This window comes from Nocardia sp. NPDC004068 (assembly GCF_042874315.1).
In the GTDB taxonomy this organism is placed as follows: domain Bacteria; phylum Actinomycetota; class Actinomycetes; order Mycobacteriales; family Mycobacteriaceae; genus Nocardia.
Genome location: NZ_JBIAMW010000004.1, coordinates 166,868 through 183,256, shown reverse-complemented (window position 1 = coordinate 183,256; position 16,389 = coordinate 166,868). Strand labels below are relative to the sequence as shown.

Below are 16,389 nucleotides of genomic sequence, written 5' to 3'. Positions count from 1 at the left end.
TCACCCTAACGTCGTCGTCTCCGCCGTCGAATCGGCCCTTCCCGCTGCTCACCGCTTCGGGGTCACGCCCATGAGGGTCGCCAGCTGCACGGCCACCGGGGACAGGTCGAGCCGGTCCGGATCGGTCTTGGGCTTGCCGTCCCAGGGTTGCGGGATGCTCGGATCGGCCAGTTCGGCCCGCGCCCCGCCGCGCACGGCGGTCGGATTGCCTTGCGGCACAGTGCATTGCGCGTTCAGGTTGAGCGGGAAGTCGTCGCGGGTGTCGTCGAAGTCCGGGTTCTGCGCCTTCATCTGCTGGAGGAGCTGTTTCGTGCCCTCGTAACCCTGAGTGCAGGCGGGCGGATTGTTGGTCTCTAGCACCAGCCCGAAGTGCGTGGTGCCGTCGCCCGGCGCGGTCGCCGAACCGCCCCACGACAGGATCGGCAGCATCTGCAACAGCGGTTTGAGCGCGTAGTACTTCGGCGACACCGACAGCAGCAGCGCGCGCAGATTCGCCAGATCCTTGGTCAGCGGATCGGCGCTCTGATCCAGCAGGGCGTCGATCGCGCGGCCCGCGTCGGTGCCGGTGCCGATCAACCGCCGCAGATCGGGGTCGTTGGCCTTCAGTTGCAGGCTGAGCCGGTCCAGGCCCTCGCTGAACTGCCGGATGGCCCCGGACTGGTCGGCCTGGGTGCCGAGCACCACCTGGGCGTCGCGGATCAGATCGACCGTCGGCCGCAACGCCTCGACGCCGGTGGCGCTGAACTTGTTCAGCGAGTCCAGCAGCACGCGCAGATTGTCGCCTTGGCCGTCGAACGCCTTGCCGAGTTCGGTGACCGTGGTCGACAGCGCCTGTAGATCGGTCGTGGACGCGAAGTGGTCGACGCTGGCCAGCAGGTCCTCCACCCGGATCGGGGTCTCCGCGCCGTCGATGACCGAACCGTCGCGCAGATACGGCCCGCCCGCGCGGTCCGGTTCCAGATCCACGTACTGCTCGCCGATCGCGGATCGGTTGGCCACCACGGCCTTCGCGCTCGCGGGCACCTTCGGCTTGCCCGAATCGAGTTCGAGGTCGATGAGCACGCCGTCGGGGGTGATGTCCATGGAGTTCACCCGGCCCACCGCCACGCCGCGATAGGTGACCTCGGCGCCCTTGGACAGATTGCCGGTCTCCTTGGCCCGCACGGTGACCCGGTACTGGCCGAAACCGAGCATGTGGTCCAGGTGGACGTAACGCGCGCCGACGTACACGACGCCGAGCACCGCGATCACCGCGAACGCGATGAGCTGGATACGGACGAGGCGACTCACGGGTGACCACCCACTCCCAACTGGTCGAGGATCGCCCCGAGCGGATTGTTCGGCGCGGGCGCGGGCGCGGCCACGGCCGCGGGCAGCGGCAGCAACGACACCGTCGGCCAGCCCGGACGCGGCCCGTTGCCGCCCACCCACGGATTCGACGGATCCACATTGATCGGCGGGGTGGTCTGGATGAACACCGGATCCGGTTTGCCCACACCGAGATTGGACAGCGTCTCGGCGATCTGCAGATCCACCACCAGGAACGTGTTGACCTGCCCGCCGATGGCCGCGTCGATCGAGGCGTCGGGGAACGGATAGGTCGGGATGAGCGGCAGCGCGGTCACCAGATCCGGTGCCGCCCGGCCCAATTCCTGCAAGGTGGGCCGCAGCGATTGCAGATCCCGGATCAGGTTCTCCTTGGAGTGGTCGAGCACGTCCATGCCCGCCTGACCGAGCCGGTCCAGTTGCTGCAGCAGCCCGATCAGCTGCGGCCGCTGCTCGTCGAGGATCTTGATACCCGCGGGCAGTTCGTCGAGGATCTTGCCGATCTGCTCGGTCTGCTGGCCCACCCGGCTCGACAGCGTGCCGAGCCCGTCGAGCGCGCGCTGGATGTCGTCGACCTGTTTGTTCAGTCCGTCGATGAGGGTGTCGGCCTGGTCGAGCAGCGAGCGGGCCTTGTTCTCCCGCCCGGCCAGCGCCTTGTTCAGCTCGACCACGATCGGCTGCAACTGCGCCACGCCGCCGCCGTTGAGCAGCAGCGACAGCGCGCCGAGGACCTGTTCGACCTCGGTCGCGTGCCGGGTGCGCTCGACCGGGATGACCGCCCCGTCGGTGAGCCGTTCGGGCGCGGGATCCTGTGCGGGAGCGGACAATTCGATGAACTTCTCGCCCAGCAGATTGGACTGCTTCACCTCGGCGTGCGCGTTGGCGGGCAGTTTCACCGACGCGTTGACGAGGGTGTGCACGCTGGCGGTCCAGCCGTCCGGCGCGACATCGATCTTGTCGACCCGGCCGACCGGCACGCCCTCGACCTTGACCGCGGACTGCGGCACCAGATCCAGCACGTCGTCGAAGCGGACGTCGATGTGCAGCGGATGATCGCCGGTGTCGGCGCCGCCGGGCAGCGGCACGCTGTACATGCCGTCCGACGAACACGCCGTCACCAACGCGGCGCACAGCCCGAACGCGGTGCCGCCCAACGCGATTCGCGCGGTACGTGTCATCGCTGCCCACCTTCCTGCTGCGAGGGCGGCAGCTGGTTCGACGGCGTGCCGGGCACGGTGCCCGGAACCGGCGCGCGCTGCTCGTTGTCACCGGAGAGGATGCCGAACGGCAGGATCAGCGTCGGGGTCTTCACCCCGGCGGTGATCTGGTCGGTGATCGCCTGGCAGTGGTCGAGGAGCGGCCGCATCTGCCGTCCGAGCGCGTCGAACTGCGGATCGCCGGGGCGCAGCTTGCTCAGATCCAGCATCTTGCAGATCACGCCGAACGGATCCTGGAGATCGGGGAAGTTCGGCCGCATGTCGAGGGTGCCGGTCTCGCCGTTGTGCGCGTTGATCAGGTTGCTCAGTGCGACCGGCAGCACCGGCAGCGCGCGGGCCAGATCGTCGCGCTGGTCGGCGAGGGTCTTGGTGAGCTTGGTCAGCGCCTCGGCGTTCTGGGCGACCAGATCCCGGTTGTCGTCGATGAACCGGGCCACATCGCCCAGCGCGATCGACAGCAGGTTCAGCGCCTGCCCGAGATCTTGCCGCTCACCGGCGAGGAAGGTCGCGAGATCGGCCAGCTGCGTATTGAATTCGCGCACCTGGGCGTCGTTCTCGGCCAGCGTGTGCACGAAGACCTGGAGGTTCTTGATGGTGTCGAAGATGTCGCCGCGCGAATCCGACAGGTACCGCGCCGCGTGCGAGAGCTGGGTGAACGAATTGGCCAGCGCCTCACCGTTACCCGCGAGATTCGCCGCCGACGAGCGCACCAGGTCGTTGACCGCCCCGTCCTTGTTCGCGCCATCGGGGCCGAGGGCGTCCGACAGCTGGGCGATGCTCTTGTAGAGCCGGTCCACCTCGACCGGGGTCGCGGTGCGCTCCTTGGGAATCGTGGCCTCGCGGGGCATCTTCGGCCCGCCCCGATAGACCGGGGTGAGCTGGATGAACCGGTCCGACACCACCGACGGGGTGATCTGCGCGGCCTTGGCGTCGGCCGGGATGTCGTACTTCCGGTCGACCGACATCGTGACCTTCACCTGATCACCCTGCGGCACAACCGAATCCACCGAACCGACCGGCACGCCCAGGATGCGGACGTCGGATCCGGTGTAGATGCCGATCGACTTGTCGAAGTACGCGGTGATCTTCGTGGTGTTGAAATGGTCGAACAGCCACCACAACACGCCCGCGAGCACGACCGCGGCCGCGGCCACCAGCGCGATGGAAACCTTGGCGGTGCGTCCCATCAGTTGCCTCCCAGGGTCCGGACCGGCGGGCGAGCACCCGGGATCTCCGGCAGCGCGGGCGGGATCAGATTCGTGATCACCGCGTCGAACCAGCGGCCGCTGCCCAGCACGTTGGCGTAGATGTTGTAGAAGGGCGCGGCCAGGGTCAGCGTCCTGGAGATGTTCTGCTGGTTGTCGTTGAGCAGGTCGATGGACTTCTTCAGATTGGTCAGCGCCGGGCCGATCTGCTGCTCGTTGTCGTGCACGAGCGCGGTCAGCTCGGCCGCCACCGACTTCGCGCCGGTGAGCAGCTGTTGGATGGCCTGCTGGCGGACGTTCAGCTCGGTCAGCAGCTGGCCGCCGTTGGCGAGCAGCTTCTCGAATTCGGCGTTGCGGTCGGCCAGCACCTTGGTCGTCTTGCTGGTCGCCGCGAACAGCTGCTTGAGCTGTTCGTCGCGCTTGGCGAGGGTCTCCGACAGCCGGGCCACGCCGTCGATCGAGCCGCGGATCTCCGGCGGAGTGCCCGAGAACGCGTCGGACAGCACGCGGAAGCTGGTGGCCAGCTGCGCGGTGTCGGTCTGCTGGATCTGCTTGGCGGCGTCGCTGAACGCGTCCACCACGTCGTACGGAGACACCGTGCGGGACAACGGAATCGGATGACCCGGGTCGGCGGCCTTGCTTCCCTTGGGATCCAGTGCCAGATACTTCTGCCCGAGCAGGGTCTTGATCTGGATGGACGCGGTGGTCTGATCGCCCACCCAGGCGTCGCGCGCGCGGAAGGTGACCAGTACGTGGTCACCGGCGAGGCTCACGTCCGAGACGTCGCCGACCTTCACCCCCGCGATGCGGACCTCGTTGCCCTTCTTCAGCCCGGCCGCCTCGGAGAACTCGGCGGTGTACCGGATCCCGGCCCCGATGATCGGCAGTTTGTCGACCGAGAACGCCGACATCGTGACCAACAGGACCAGCAGCAGGCCGAGCCCGCCCATGAACGCCGGGCTGCGCTTGCCGAACATGCCGCGTTCGTCCATCAGCGACCACCCTTCCCATGGCAGCGCGGCGCGGGGTTGGTGTAGACGGGCTGATTCACCGTCGGCAGCCCCGCGGGCACGTTGAGGTCCGGGGTCTTGCGCGGATCCCCCGGCCCGGCGACGACGTCGATGCCGCACAGATAGAACTGGAACCAGGAACCGTAGCTGCCGGCCCGCGCCAGCTTCTCCATCTTGATCGGCAGATTCGTCAGCGCCTGATCGACATCGTCTCGGCGCGCGGACAATTCGCCGGTCAGCTGGTTCAGGCCCGCGATCGACCCCTGCAGGGTCGGGCGGGTCGGCACCAGCAGATCGGAGGTGGCCGAGGCCAGATTGCCCAGCGACTGCACCGCCGAACCGATCGTGCCGCGTTCGGCGTTGAGACCGCTGACCAGCGATTCGGTATTGACGATCAGATCGTTGAGCTGACCGTCGCGCGAATTGACCGCGTCCAGAATGGCATTGAGGTTCTTGACGATCTCGCCGATCACCGCGTCCTTGTCGGCGATCTTGTTGGTCAGGCTCGCGGTGTTGCGGACCAGATCGGTGATCGTGCCCGACTCGCCCTGGAAGACCTGGATGATCTCGTAGGACAGCTTGTTCACGTCCTCGGCCGACAGCGTCTGGAACAGCGGCCGGAAGCCGTTGAACAGGGTGGTCAGATTCAGCGCGGACCGGGTGTGGTCGAGCGGAATCGTGCCGCCCGCGTTGAGCTTTCGGCCCTGCTGCCCGCTGCCCTGTTCCAGCGCGATGTAGCGCTGGCCGACCAGGTTGCGGTACCGGATGGTCGCGATGGTCGAGGCGGGCAGCCAGTCGCGGTCGTTGAGTTCGAAGGTGACCTCGGCCTGGGAGCGGTCGGCCACCGCCACCTTGTTCACCTTGCCGACCCGCACCCCGGCCACCCGGACCTCGTCGCCCGGATTCAGCGAGGTCGCGTCGGCGAAGCGGGCCTTGAACTGTTTGCCGCCGCCGCTGTAGTTGGCGATGGTCAGCGCCAGCAGGGTGGTCACGAACAGCGTCACCACGACGAAGATCAGCAGTTTGGTCAGCGGCCCGGCCAGGCCGCGCAGGGATCCGCTCATCGCACACTCACCTCGCTGCCGCGCAGGGCCGGGGCGGCGATGCGGCTGATCCAGCCCGGCACCTCGGACGGTGGGACGTCGTTGGCCGCGCCGAGCACCGCGCCCACGGCCCGTTCCTCGGCGGGCGATCCGGCCAGCGTCGGCGCGCCCGATCCGTACACCGAGAACTGCGCGGGCGGCAGATGTCCGGCGTTCTGATCACCGGGCGCGCGGCTGGGCACCGGATAGGAACCGTCGTTGTAGGGCCCGGTCGGGTACTGGCCCAGATCGGTGCCCAGCGCGGGTTCGGGCAGGCAGACCGGTCCGCGGGTGTCGAGCCAGCGCGGCTCGTCCTGGTTGGGCAGGTAGCGGCCGCGCGGATTCACGATCTGCACATTGGTCCGCACGCCGGGCATGCCCGTGCCGGGACCGAACAGTTTGGTGATGCGCGGGCTGAGCTGAGCGAAGTTGCGCATGGTGCAGGCGTAGCTGGGTGAGTAGGTGGCCAGCAGTTCCAGCGCCTCCCGGGAGTCCGCGGCGACGTCGATGATGTTGTCGCGGTTGAGGATCAGGAAGTCGGCCGTATGCGAGGACGTCGGGGTCAGCACCGAGTACAGGGTGTCGATCTGCGAACGCTTCTGCACGATCGTGGCATTGGTCGTGCGCAGATTGTCGAAGGTGTCCACCAGCTGCGGCAGCGCGTCGGAGTAGGTGTCGGCCACGGTGGCGAAGCTGCGCAGATCGTCGCGCAGGGTGGGCAGCACGTCGTTGAGATCGCGGAAGATGTGATCGAGCCGATCGATGGTGTCGCCCAGTTCCCGGCCCTGGCCGCCGAGCGCCTGCGACAGCGCGCCCAGGGTGGAGGCCAGATACTGCGGCGGGATCGCCTGCAACAGCGGCAGCACGCTGTCGAGCAGGCGGCTCACCTCGACGGCGTTACCGCTCGCGTCCTGATGCAGGACCGCGCCCGGCTTCAGGTACTGCCCGCTGGGCTGCTCGGGCCACATCAGTTCGACGTAGCGCTCACCGAACAGGGTCTTGGGCAGCAGGCGTCCGGTCACGTTGGCCGGGATCTTCGCGGCCTTGCCGGGGTCCAGCGCCAGGTGCAGAGTGACTCGGCCGCCGGTGGATTCGCTCGAGCGGACCTCGCCGACGTTCACGCCGCGGACCTTCACATCCGCGTTGCGGGTCAGCGCGTTGCCCACGTTGTCGGTGAGCAGGTCGACCTTCACGGTGTCGACCCACACCTTGTTGTAGATGGCGATGGTCGTGTAGAGGAACAGAGCCATCACGACGAAGAACAGTATGCCGAGCGTTCGCTTACGCAATTTCTTTGTGGCACGCCACATTTCGACCCTGCGCTCGTTCATCCGGCCACCCGCACCGTGGTATTCGTTCCCCAAATGGCAAGGCTCAAAAAGAAATCCAGGATGTTGATCAGAACGATCGATGCGCGCACCGCGCGGCCCACGGCCACGCCGACGCCGGCCGGACCGCCCGTGGCGGTATACCCGTAATAGCAGTGGATCAGGATGATCACGAATGCGAACACGAGCACCTTGAGGAACGAATAGAGAACGTCCTCCGGGGGCAGGAACAAGCCGAAATAGTGGTCGTAGGAACCGGACGACTGCCCGTTGAACCACACGTTGATCTGCCGGGATGCCAGATATGTGCCGAGCAGGCCGACAACGTAGAGCGGGATCACCGCCACGAAGCCCGCGATGACCCGGGTGGACACCAGGAACGGCACGCCCGGCACGGCCATCACCTCGAGCGCGTCGATCTCCTCGGAGATGCGCATCGCGCCCAGCTGCGCGGTGAAACCGCAGCCGACCGTGGCCGACAACGCGATCGCGGCGACCAGCGGGGCCAGCTCACGGGTGTTGATGTAGCCGGTCAGGAAGCCGGTGAGCACCGACGAGCCCAGCGCGTCGAGGGCCTTGAAGCCCTGTAGACCGACCACCACGCCGACCGAGGCCGACATCATCACGACCACGCCGATCGTGCCGCCGATGACCGCGAGCGCGCCCGAACCGAAGGTCACCTCGGCCAGCAGCCGCATGACCTCCTTGCGGAAGTGCACGATCGTGCGCGGGATCCAGGCGATCGCCTTGGAGTAGAACGACATCTGATCGCCCGCGCGATCGATGACGTTCACGGGTGCGCGCAGGGCCGAGCCCACCCGGCGCAACGCCGGGGAACGTTGGACGGAGACCATGCTCACGACCCCTTGGCCGGGACGATCTGCAGGTACACCAGCGTGACCACGAGATTGACGAAGAAGAGGACCAGGAAGGTGATCACCACGGATTGATTCACCGCGTCACCGACTCCTTTCGGGCCCCCCTTGGGATTCAGGCCCTTGTACGCGGCGATGACGCCCGCGATCAGGCCGAAGATCAATGCCTTCAACTCGCCGACCCACAGATCGGGCAGCTGGGCCAGCGCCGAGAACGAGGCCAGATACGAGCCCGGGGTGCCGCCCTGCAGCAGCACGTTGAAGAAGTAGCCGCCGCAGATGCCGACGACCGACACCAGACCGTTGAGCAGCAACGCCACCAGCATCATGCCCAGCACGCGCGGCACCACGAGCCGCTGTACGGGATCGATGCCGAGGACCTCCATCGCGTCGATCTCCTCGCGGATGGTCCGCGAGCCGAGATCCGCGGCCACGGCCGACCCCGCGGCGCCCGCGGTGATCAGGGCCGTGACGACCGGCGCCGCTTGCTGGACGACTGCCAGCACGCTCGTCGCGCCGGTGAGCGACTCCGCGCCGATCTGTTTGATGAGTGAACCGGTCTGTAACGCCACCACGGCGCCGAACGGGATTGCCACCAGTGCGGCCGGGAGAATCGAGACACTCGCGATGAACCACGACTGTTCGACGAACTCCCGCCACTGGAAAGGCCGGCGGAATACCTTGCGCGCTACATCGAGTAATAGCGCGAAGATATTGCCGGCCTGTGCAAAACCCGACTCGACCGGGGTGCGCAGCCGTGCCAGGGTTTGATTCACGGTTCGAGATGTTACCCGTTGGTTGGGTGGTGACGGACCGTGGTGTCGTACGCGCCGCCCTGGTATTCCGGAGCGTTGCCGGTATAGGCGGGCAGAACTTGTGTATCGCCGTTCTGGTCCATGGATTCGCGGATCGCGACCTGCGCCGCGTGCGGCAGGGTGTGCATGATCTCCAGCACCCGGGCGCGGCGGCGCTCGACGGCCTGGCGCAGCGGCATACCCGGGGTGGCCTTCATCTGCGGGATGATGCCCTCGACCTCGTCGGTGCCGTTGTCGTAGTGGCCGGCGTCGGCGAGCGCCTGCTCGCGGGCCATCTGCGCCTCGTCCTTCTCCTCGGACATGCCGATCGGACCGATCATGCGGCCGTTGAGGAACTGCTTGACCACCGGCTCCTCCGAGGTCAGCAGCACCTCGCGCGGACCGAACATGACCAGCTGGCGACGGAACAGCATGCCGATGTTGTCGGGCACGGTCCGGGCCAGGTTGATGTTGTGGGTCACGATCAGGATCGTCGCGTCGATCTGCGCGTTGATGTCGATCAGCAGCTGCGACAGGTAGGTCGTGCGGACCGGGTCCAGACCGGAGTCGGGCTCGTCGACGAGGATGATCTGCGGGTCCAGCACGAGCGCGCGGGCCAGCCCGGCGCGCTTGCGCATACCGCCGGAGATCTCGCCCGGGAGCTTGCCCTCCGCGCCGAGCAGACCGGTCAGCTCGAGCTTCTCCATGACGATCTTGCGGATCTCGGACTCGTTCTTCTTGGTGTGCTCGCGCAGCGGGAACGCCACGTTGTCGAACAGGTTCATCGAGCCGAACAGCGCGCCGTCCTGGAACAGGACGCCGAACAGCTTGCGGATCTCGTAGAGCTCCTTGTTCGAGCAGGTGGTGATGTCGCGGCCATCGATGTAGATGTGGCCGCGCTCGGGGCGCAGCAGGCCGATGAGCGACTTCAGGAACACGGACTTACCGGTGCCGGACGGGCCGAGCAGCGCGCTGACTTCCCCCGGTGGCAGCGTCAGCGTGACGTCCTGCCAAATACGCTGGGACCCGAAAGACTTGGTGACCCCTTCGGTCCTGACCTCGACGCCCACGCCAACCTCCACAATTCTTCGACGAGCGCCCACTGGCCGCGTCACCGATTTTTCGGGTGCCGTGTGACGCGTCACACTGGGTGCGGCAACTGTATCGCATGCCGCTGGCGCAGCACACCCTACCTGACTCGCGGGTAGAAAACTTCCCCCCGTGCTACGGAAATGCGAAAAAGGCGGTCCCCCAAGGGGAACCGCCCTTTTCTACCAGCCTTTTACGGCTTATTACTTGACCGAGACCTTGGCGCCGGCCTCTTCCAGCTTCGCCTTGGCGGCCTCGGCGGCGTCCTTGGCGACCTTCTCCAGGATCGGCTTCGGGGCGCTCTCGACGAGGTCCTTGGCCTCCTTCAGGCCCAGGCCGGACACGATCTCGCGGACGACCTTGATGACCTGGATCTTCTTGTCGCCGGCGCCCTCGAGCACGACGTCGAACTCGTCCTGCTCCTCGGCGGCTTCGGCCGGGGCGCCCGCGGCACCCGGGGCAGCGGCGACCGCGACCGGAGCGGCGGCGGTGACCTCGAACTTCTCCTCGAACTTCTTCACGAAGTCCGACAGCTCGAGCAGGGTCATGTTGCCGATGGTCTCGAGCAGCTCGTCAACGTTGGCCATGGTGTTTCCTTTCGATATGAGGCTTGCTCCCGCCGGAACGGGAAAAGTATTGGTGGATGCGCTTATTCGGCGTCCGCGGCGGGAGCCTCGGCGGCCCCACCGGCGGTGCGCTGCTTCTCCTCGAGGGCAGCGAACAGCCGAGCGACCTGGCTCGCGGGCGCGGCGAACAGGCCGGCCGCCTTGGTCAGGTTGCCCTTCATGGCACCGGCCAGCTTGGCCAGCAGCACCTCGCGGGACTCCAGGTCGGCGATCCGCTCGACCTCGGCCACGGAAAGCGGCGCGCCGTCCATGTAGCCGCCCTTGATGATCAGGGCCTTGTTGTCCTTGGCGAAGGTCTTCAGCGCCTTCGCGGCCTCGACCGGTTCACCGGTGATGAAGGTGATGGCGGTCGGACCGACGAACAGGTCATCCAGGCCGTCGACGCCCGCCTCGGCGGCCGCGCGCTTGACCAGGGTGTTCTTGGCGACGGAGTAGGTCGCCCCGGCGCCGAGCGCCCGACGCAGCTCGGTGAGCTTGCCGACCGACAGGCCACGGTATTCCGTGACCACGGTGGCGGTAGCACCCTTGAACTGCTCGGTGATCTCCTCGACCGCCTCGACCTTCCAGGTCTTCGCCATACTTCGCCTCCTCTCTGGATGGTCGGTGATGAGAACTACCGATTCCCGGAGGGAGACTGCCCGGCGGCAAAGCAAACGCCCCGGACGCAGGGCATCCCGGGGCGCACAAGAAAACACGCACGAGCGAACTCGCACAGATTTCCCGACCTCGGCTCTGCCTGCGTGGGCCGCCAGCGATGACGCCGGACCTTCGACTGCCCGAGGGCAGCGACCAACGGTCTTCGGTAGAACGATTGGGGGTGATCGCCGAACAGGCCGACGACCGTTGTCCAGAATAGCGGAAGGCCCCCCGAACTGCCAAAACGGGTCGGCCACCCCGCGAAACACGAAGGGCCGGTGCGGGATTCGCACCGGCCCTGTCTAGTTCTCGTCCCTACGCGTCCTCGTCGGTGAGGTTGCGGGTGCGGTTCGGGTCCACCGGGATGCCCGGGCCGGTGTTGGTCGAAATCGTCACCTTCTTGACGTAGCGGCCCTTCGCGGTGGAGGGCTTGAGGCGGAGGATCTCGTCGAGGGCCGCGCCGTAGTTCTCCACCAGCTTCTTGTCCTCGAAGCTGGCCTTGCCGATCACGAAGTGGAGGTTGGCCTGCTTGTCGACGCGGAAGTTGATCTTGCCGCCCTTGATGTCGTTGACGGCCTTGGTCACATCGGTGGTGACCGTGCCCGTCTTCGGGTTCGGCATCAGGCCGCGGGGGCCCAGCACGCGCGCGATGCGGCCGACCTTGGCCATCTGGTCCGGGGTGGCGATCGCGGCGTCGAAGTCCAGCCAGCCGCCCTGGATGCGCTCGATCAGATCCTCGGCGCCCACGGCGTCCGCGCCGGCGGCCTCGGCCTCGGCGGCCTTCTCACCGGCCGCGAACACGATGACGCGGGCGGTCTTACCGGTGCCGTGCGGCAGGTTCACGGTGCCGCGGACCATCTGATCGGCCTTGCGCGGGTCCACGCCCAGGCGCACGGCCACCTCGACGGTGGCGTCGGTCTTCGTGGTGGAGGTCTCCTTGGCCAGCCGGGTGGCCGACAGCGGGGAGTACAGCAGCGAACGGTCGACCTTGGCGGCCGCCTCGAGATACGCCTTGCTTCGTTTTGCCATGTTGTTCTGTCCTTAGTCGTAAGTCAGCAGTGGTACGGGACTGGCCGTCCCTCCCACGAGGGAGGAGATCACTCCGCGATGGTGATCCCCATCGAACGGGCGGTGCCCGCGATGATCTTGGCCGCCTGATCGAGATCGTTGGCGTTCAGGTCTTCCTGCTTGGTCTTGGCGATCTCGCGGATCTGTTCCATGGTGACCTGGGCGACCTTGTTGCGGTGCGGCTCGGGGGAGCCCTTCTGCACACCGGCGGCCTTGAGCAGGAGCTTGGCGGCGGGCGGAGTCTTCAGCTTGAAGTCGAACGAGCGGTCCTCGTAGACCGTGATCTCGACCGGGATGACGTTGCCACGCTGCGACTCGGTCGCCGCGTTGTACGCCTTGCAGAACTCCATGATGTTGACGCCGTGCTGACCGAGCGCGGGACCCACGGGCGGGGCGGGGTTGGCCGCACCGGCCTGGATCTGGAGCTTGATGAGCCCGGAGACCTTCTTCTTCTTGGGGGGCATCTTTCTTCCTTGGTTGGTTTCTTGCGTTATTGCAAGTCTCAGATCTTCGCGACCTGGGTGAAGGCCAGCTCCACCGGGGTCTCGCGCCCGAAGATCGACACCAGCACCTTGAGCTTCTGCTGCTCGGCGTTGACCTCGGAGATGCTGGCGGGCAGCGTCGCGAAGGGGCCGTCCATGACGGTGACCGACTCGCCGACCTCGAAGTCGACCTGGATGGTCGGCTTGGGCGCGACCTCGGTCGCGGTCTCGGCGGCGGAGGCGTTGGCGGCCGCGGCGGCGGGCTTCTTCTGCTGCTGCTCGGCGGGGACCAGGAACTTCACCACGTCATCGATGGACAGCGGCGAGGGCCGGGAAGTCGCGCCGACGAATCCGGTGACGCCGGGCGTGTTGCGCACCGCGCCCCACGACTCGTCGTTGAGGTCCATCCGCACCAGGATGTAGCCCGGCAGCACCTTCTGCTGCACGTTCTTGCGCTGGCCGTTCTTGATCAGGGTGACCTGTTCGGTCGGCACCTCGACCTGGAAGATGTAGTCCTCGAGGCCCAGGTTCTGCACGCGGGTCTCGAGGTTGGCCTTGACCTTGTTCTCGTACCCGGCGTAGGAGTGCACGACGTACCAGTCGCCGGGGGCGCGCCGCAGCGCGGCCTTCATCTCCGCGACCGGATCGGCGGGCGCCTCGGGTTCGGCGGGCGCCTCGGTGGCCTCGGTGTTCGATGCGGCGTCCGCAGGCCCTTCGTGGTTACGCAAGCTGCCGCCTTCGGGCCCAGCGCTCCCGCCGGTGGCCCCCGCGGAGTCCTCGGCCGTCGTCTCGGCGGCCTCGGCCACCGTCTCCTCGGCCGGGAACTCTTCGTATGTGCCGTTCTCCGGGGTGCTCACTGGGCACTCGCTTCCTGTGTCGTCACTAACTTCCTCTGCGTGCCGGATACGGAATCCGGCGGATGGCACCGTCCGAATCCAACCCGAGACGGTGACCGGCGCCGACGGTCAGCTAGCCGAACAGCCAGTTGACGCCCTTGATGAACGCCAGATCCAACCCGGCGATGAACGCGACCATGAAGACCACGAACACCAGGACCACGCTCGTATAGGTGACCATCTGCTTGCGGTTGGGCCAGATCACCTTGCGCAGTTCGGCGATGACCTCGCGCAGGAACTTCACCAGGCGCTTGAGCGGATTACCCGAACCGCGACCGGCCTTGCCCTTGTCGGCCGGCTTGGACGCCTTGCGCGATGCCGTATCGGAGCGAGAACTCGAACGCTCGATCGTGGCGACCGAGCCGGTGTCGCTCTGGGAGCCGCGAGCACGCCGGGCGGACCGCTTACCGGTCGGCCGACTCACCGCAGCGGTGTCATCGTCATCGGCGGCATGCGCGCCGCCGTGGCGAAGGTCCCGCTCGTCGCTCACGTCTCGTCCTTTCGCTGGCATCCAGTGCAGGGGCGACAGGACTTGAACCTGCAACCTGCGGTTTTGGAGACCGCTGCTCTGCCAATTGAGCTACGCCCCTCGGGCCGGACTTCCGTCGCCGCGGGCGCACGGTGATCCAGCACGATTCGATTCAGTTGTATTCCCGGGAGCCACACAATACGCGCGCCGCCCCATTCAGAGCAGCGCGCAGCGGCTGGAATCCCCAGAGACCCGAGTGTACGTTACCGTCCCGCGCGATTGCCAATCGGCCTGTCAGGACAGCTGGACCGTCGCCGTCGCGCGCCCGAAGATCTTGCGCCCCTCGGATTTCGCGACGATCGCCACCACGGCCGTGCGGGTCGCGGGATCGACCGACTTCACCTTGCCGGTGTACTCGATCTGCGCCGGGCGGTCCGCGGGCACGTAGACCGGGCTGGTGAAGCGGACGTTGTACTCCTTGACCCCGCCCGGATCGCCCAGCCACGAGGTGACGAGGCCGCCGCCCAGACCCATGGTGAGCATGCCGTGCGCGACCACGTTGTCGAGCCCGGCGAGCTTGACGACCTCGTCACTCCAGTGGATCGGGTTGGCGTCGCCGGACACACCCGCGTAGTTCACCAGATCGCCGCGGGTCAGCGTGACGGTCCGCGGGGGGAGTTCGTCGCCGACGGAGACGCTGTCGAAGGACAGGGCGCGGGCGGGGATCCAGGGTTCCGGCTCGGTCGGGGTCGCCGCGGGGGCGTCCAGCCCGGCCGCCTCGGATTCCGGCGCCTGTTCGGGCGTCTCGCCGAGGCCGTGCATGAGGATGTTGCGCACCGCGTCGGCGATATTCGGATCGACGTCGCCGCCGCTGCGGCCGACCAGCGTGGTGTAGGTGGTGAGCACCAGCTCGTCGCGCGAGGTGACGATGTTCTTGGTGACGATGATGTCGCCGCCGAACGCCTGCCGGAACGAGTGCAGATAGACGTCGCAGACGAGCTGATCGCCGACCTTGATGGGCCGGTGGAACTCCAGGATCTGATCGGTCTGCATGATCTGGCTCAGGTCGTAGCCGGTGACGACCTGTTCGAAGAGCTTGCGCTGGGCCAGGATTCCGACCAGGGAGATGAAGGTCAGCGGGGCGAGCAGGCCGTCGTAGCCGTGTTCGCGGGCCGCGCCCTCCTGCCAGTGCACCGGGTGGTAGTCCTGCACGGCGCGCGCGTACTCGCGCACCTTCTCGCGGCCGACCTCGTAGTAGTCGTCCACGCGGTAGTGATGGCCGACCATCTCGGCGGCGTGGGCCGCCGGATCGAGCACCTGCTCGGTCTCGACCGCGGTTCCGGTGTTGATTGTCACGGAAGGCTGATCCCTATCTGACCCCGCTACCGGGAGTCGGCGGAGCGCTCACTACCGCACTTACACCAAATGCCGGAGCGGGGAGACCACTCCGGCACCGTTTCTACGCGGCAGCTGGCACGCGTGGTGAAGTTAGCGAGATTCGCGGTGCGCCCGGTGGGTGCCGCAGTTCGGGCAGAACTTCTTCAGCTCGAGGCGGTCCGGGTCGTTGCGCCGGTTCTTCTTGGTGATGTAGTTGCGATGCTTGCACTGCTCGCAGGCCAAGGTGATCTTTGGCCGGACATCGGTGGACTTCGCGGCCACGATAATGCCTTCTTTCCAGTCAGCCTGAGGGTGGATCGGTATGGGTAGCGATGGCCGGACTCGAACCGGCGACACAACGATTATGAGTCGTTTGCTCTACCACCTGAGCTACACCGCCATGACACGGTATTGCTGCGGTGCCGCCGCCCGGCCCATGGAGTGCCGAGTTGGTCACCACCGGCAATCCGGCGAGCCCCCTAACGGAATCGAACCGTTGACCTTTTCCTTACCATGGAAACGCTCTGCCGACTGAGCTAAGGGGGCACGACTACTGGCGCTCCGGGTGGCGATCTCTCGCACCCGGGGCGCCGAAGCCTTGAACGAGGTTACACACACCCGGGGCGTAGCGCCAAACCGAGTGGTCACGAGGCTTTTTCGGGCCGCACGCGGGGCGAACGACCGCCCGGAACGCGAAAGGCCCGCGCGCCTGACAGCGCGTGGGCCCTTCGGGGGGTGGCAGGTGGAGGATTCGAACCTCCGAAGCTTACGCGGCTGATTTACAGTCAGCTCCCTTTGGCCGCTCGGGCAACCTGCCGGGTGCACTGCTCGAGTGCGGTGACGAGAATACAACGAACACCGGTTGTCCACGCAAACCGGCTGGTGGCGGCCCGCTGCCCGGATCGACTC

At 66.9% G+C, this 16,389-nt stretch carries 17 protein-coding genes and 4 tRNA genes; all 21 read right to left on the bottom strand.

Features of this window, described 5'->3' with window-relative positions; all coding sequences use genetic code 11:
- Positions 1–48: 48 nt before the first annotated feature.
- Complete coding sequence (locus ACFYTQ_RS11865; RefSeq protein ID WP_387359587.1) at positions 49–1,290, bottom strand: MCE family protein; 1,242 nt, start codon at positions 1,288–1,290, stop codon at positions 49–51.
- Positions 1,287–2,504 (bottom strand): MCE family protein, encoded by a 1,218-nt coding sequence (locus tag ACFYTQ_RS11860; protein WP_387359585.1) that lies wholly within the window; start codon positions 2,502–2,504, stop codon positions 1,287–1,289. Before ACFYTQ_RS11860 ends, ACFYTQ_RS11865 begins: the two co-directional genes overlap by 4 nt.
- The gene (locus ACFYTQ_RS11855) at positions 2,501–3,730 is read right to left on the bottom strand and encodes an MCE family protein (protein WP_387359583.1); all 1,230 of its coding nucleotides are present in this window, start codon (positions 3,728–3,730) and stop codon (positions 2,501–2,503) included. Before ACFYTQ_RS11855 ends, ACFYTQ_RS11860 begins: the two co-directional genes overlap by 4 nt.
- Positions 3,730–4,725: an MCE family protein gene (locus tag ACFYTQ_RS11850; RefSeq protein WP_387360185.1), complete on the bottom strand. Its 996-nt coding sequence runs from the start codon at positions 4,723–4,725 to the stop codon at positions 3,730–3,732. Before ACFYTQ_RS11850 ends, ACFYTQ_RS11855 begins: the two co-directional genes overlap by 1 nt.
- A 14-nt stretch (positions 4,726–4,739) precedes the next feature.
- Positions 4,740–5,822, bottom strand: a complete 1,083-nt coding sequence (locus ACFYTQ_RS11845) for an MCE family protein (protein WP_387359581.1) — start codon at positions 5,820–5,822, stop codon at positions 4,740–4,742.
- Positions 5,819–7,150 (bottom strand): MCE family protein, encoded by a 1,332-nt coding sequence (locus ACFYTQ_RS11840; protein WP_387360183.1) that lies wholly within the window; start codon positions 7,148–7,150, stop codon positions 5,819–5,821. Before ACFYTQ_RS11840 ends, ACFYTQ_RS11845 begins: the two co-directional genes overlap by 4 nt.
- Positions 7,151–7,167: 17 nt before the next feature.
- Positions 7,168–8,022: an MlaE family ABC transporter permease gene (locus ACFYTQ_RS11835; protein WP_387360181.1), complete on the bottom strand. Its 855-nt coding sequence runs from the start codon at positions 8,020–8,022 to the stop codon at positions 7,168–7,170.
- 2 nt (positions 8,023–8,024) lie between these two features.
- Entirely contained in the window at positions 8,025–8,819 is a 795-nt protein-coding gene (locus ACFYTQ_RS11830; protein WP_387359579.1) for an MlaE family ABC transporter permease, read from the bottom strand.
- 11 nt (positions 8,820–8,830) lie between these two features.
- Entirely contained in the window at positions 8,831–9,907 is a 1,077-nt protein-coding gene (locus tag ACFYTQ_RS11825; protein WP_387359577.1) for an ABC transporter ATP-binding protein, read from the bottom strand.
- 222 nt (positions 9,908–10,129) lie between these two features.
- A complete protein-coding gene (gene rplL, locus ACFYTQ_RS11820; RefSeq protein WP_387359575.1) occupies positions 10,130–10,513 on the bottom strand; it encodes a 50S ribosomal protein L7/L12 in 384 nt (127 codons plus the stop codon).
- A 62-nt stretch (positions 10,514–10,575) separates the two neighbouring features.
- Positions 10,576–11,130 (bottom strand): 50S ribosomal protein L10, encoded by a 555-nt coding sequence (gene rplJ, locus ACFYTQ_RS11815; protein WP_387359573.1) that lies wholly within the window; start codon positions 11,128–11,130, stop codon positions 10,576–10,578.
- Positions 11,131–11,503: 373 nt separating this feature from the next.
- Positions 11,504–12,217, bottom strand: coding sequence for a 50S ribosomal protein L1 (rplA, locus tag ACFYTQ_RS11810; RefSeq protein ID WP_387359571.1), 714 nt, complete (start codon positions 12,215–12,217; stop codon positions 11,504–11,506).
- Between the two features lie 68 nt (positions 12,218–12,285).
- Positions 12,286–12,720, bottom strand: coding sequence for a 50S ribosomal protein L11 (gene rplK / locus ACFYTQ_RS11805; protein ID WP_387359569.1), 435 nt, complete (start codon positions 12,718–12,720; stop codon positions 12,286–12,288).
- A 38-nt stretch (positions 12,721–12,758) separates the two neighbouring features.
- Positions 12,759–13,466, bottom strand: coding sequence for a transcription termination/antitermination protein NusG (gene nusG / locus ACFYTQ_RS11800; RefSeq protein WP_387360179.1), 708 nt, complete (start codon positions 13,464–13,466; stop codon positions 12,759–12,761).
- 241 nt (positions 13,467–13,707) lie between these two features.
- Entirely contained in the window at positions 13,708–14,124 is a 417-nt protein-coding gene (gene secE / locus ACFYTQ_RS11795) for a preprotein translocase subunit SecE (RefSeq protein ID WP_387359567.1), read from the bottom strand.
- Positions 14,125–14,151: 27 nt separating this feature from the next.
- Positions 14,152–14,224: transfer RNA gene (locus ACFYTQ_RS11790), tRNA-Trp, on the bottom strand.
- A 173-nt stretch (positions 14,225–14,397) separates the two neighbouring features.
- Positions 14,398–15,453 carry a fused (3R)-hydroxyacyl-ACP dehydratase subunits HadA/HadB gene (locus tag ACFYTQ_RS11785; protein WP_387360177.1) on the bottom strand — a complete coding sequence of 352 codons (1,056 nt, stop codon included), beginning with the start codon at positions 15,451–15,453 and terminating at the stop codon, positions 14,398–14,400.
- Between the two features lie 138 nt (positions 15,454–15,591).
- On the bottom strand, positions 15,592–15,762 hold the full coding sequence (gene rpmG / locus ACFYTQ_RS11780) for a 50S ribosomal protein L33 (protein WP_011211653.1): 171 nt from the start codon (positions 15,760–15,762) through the stop codon (positions 15,592–15,594).
- Positions 15,763–15,807: 45 nt separating this feature from the next.
- Positions 15,808–15,880: transfer RNA gene (locus ACFYTQ_RS11775), tRNA-Met, on the bottom strand.
- Positions 15,881–15,953: 73 nt separating this feature from the next.
- Positions 15,954–16,026, bottom strand: a tRNA-Thr gene (locus ACFYTQ_RS11770).
- Between the two features lie 190 nt (positions 16,027–16,216).
- Positions 16,217–16,297: transfer RNA gene (locus tag ACFYTQ_RS11765), tRNA-Tyr, on the bottom strand.
- Positions 16,298–16,389: the final 92 nt, after the last annotated feature.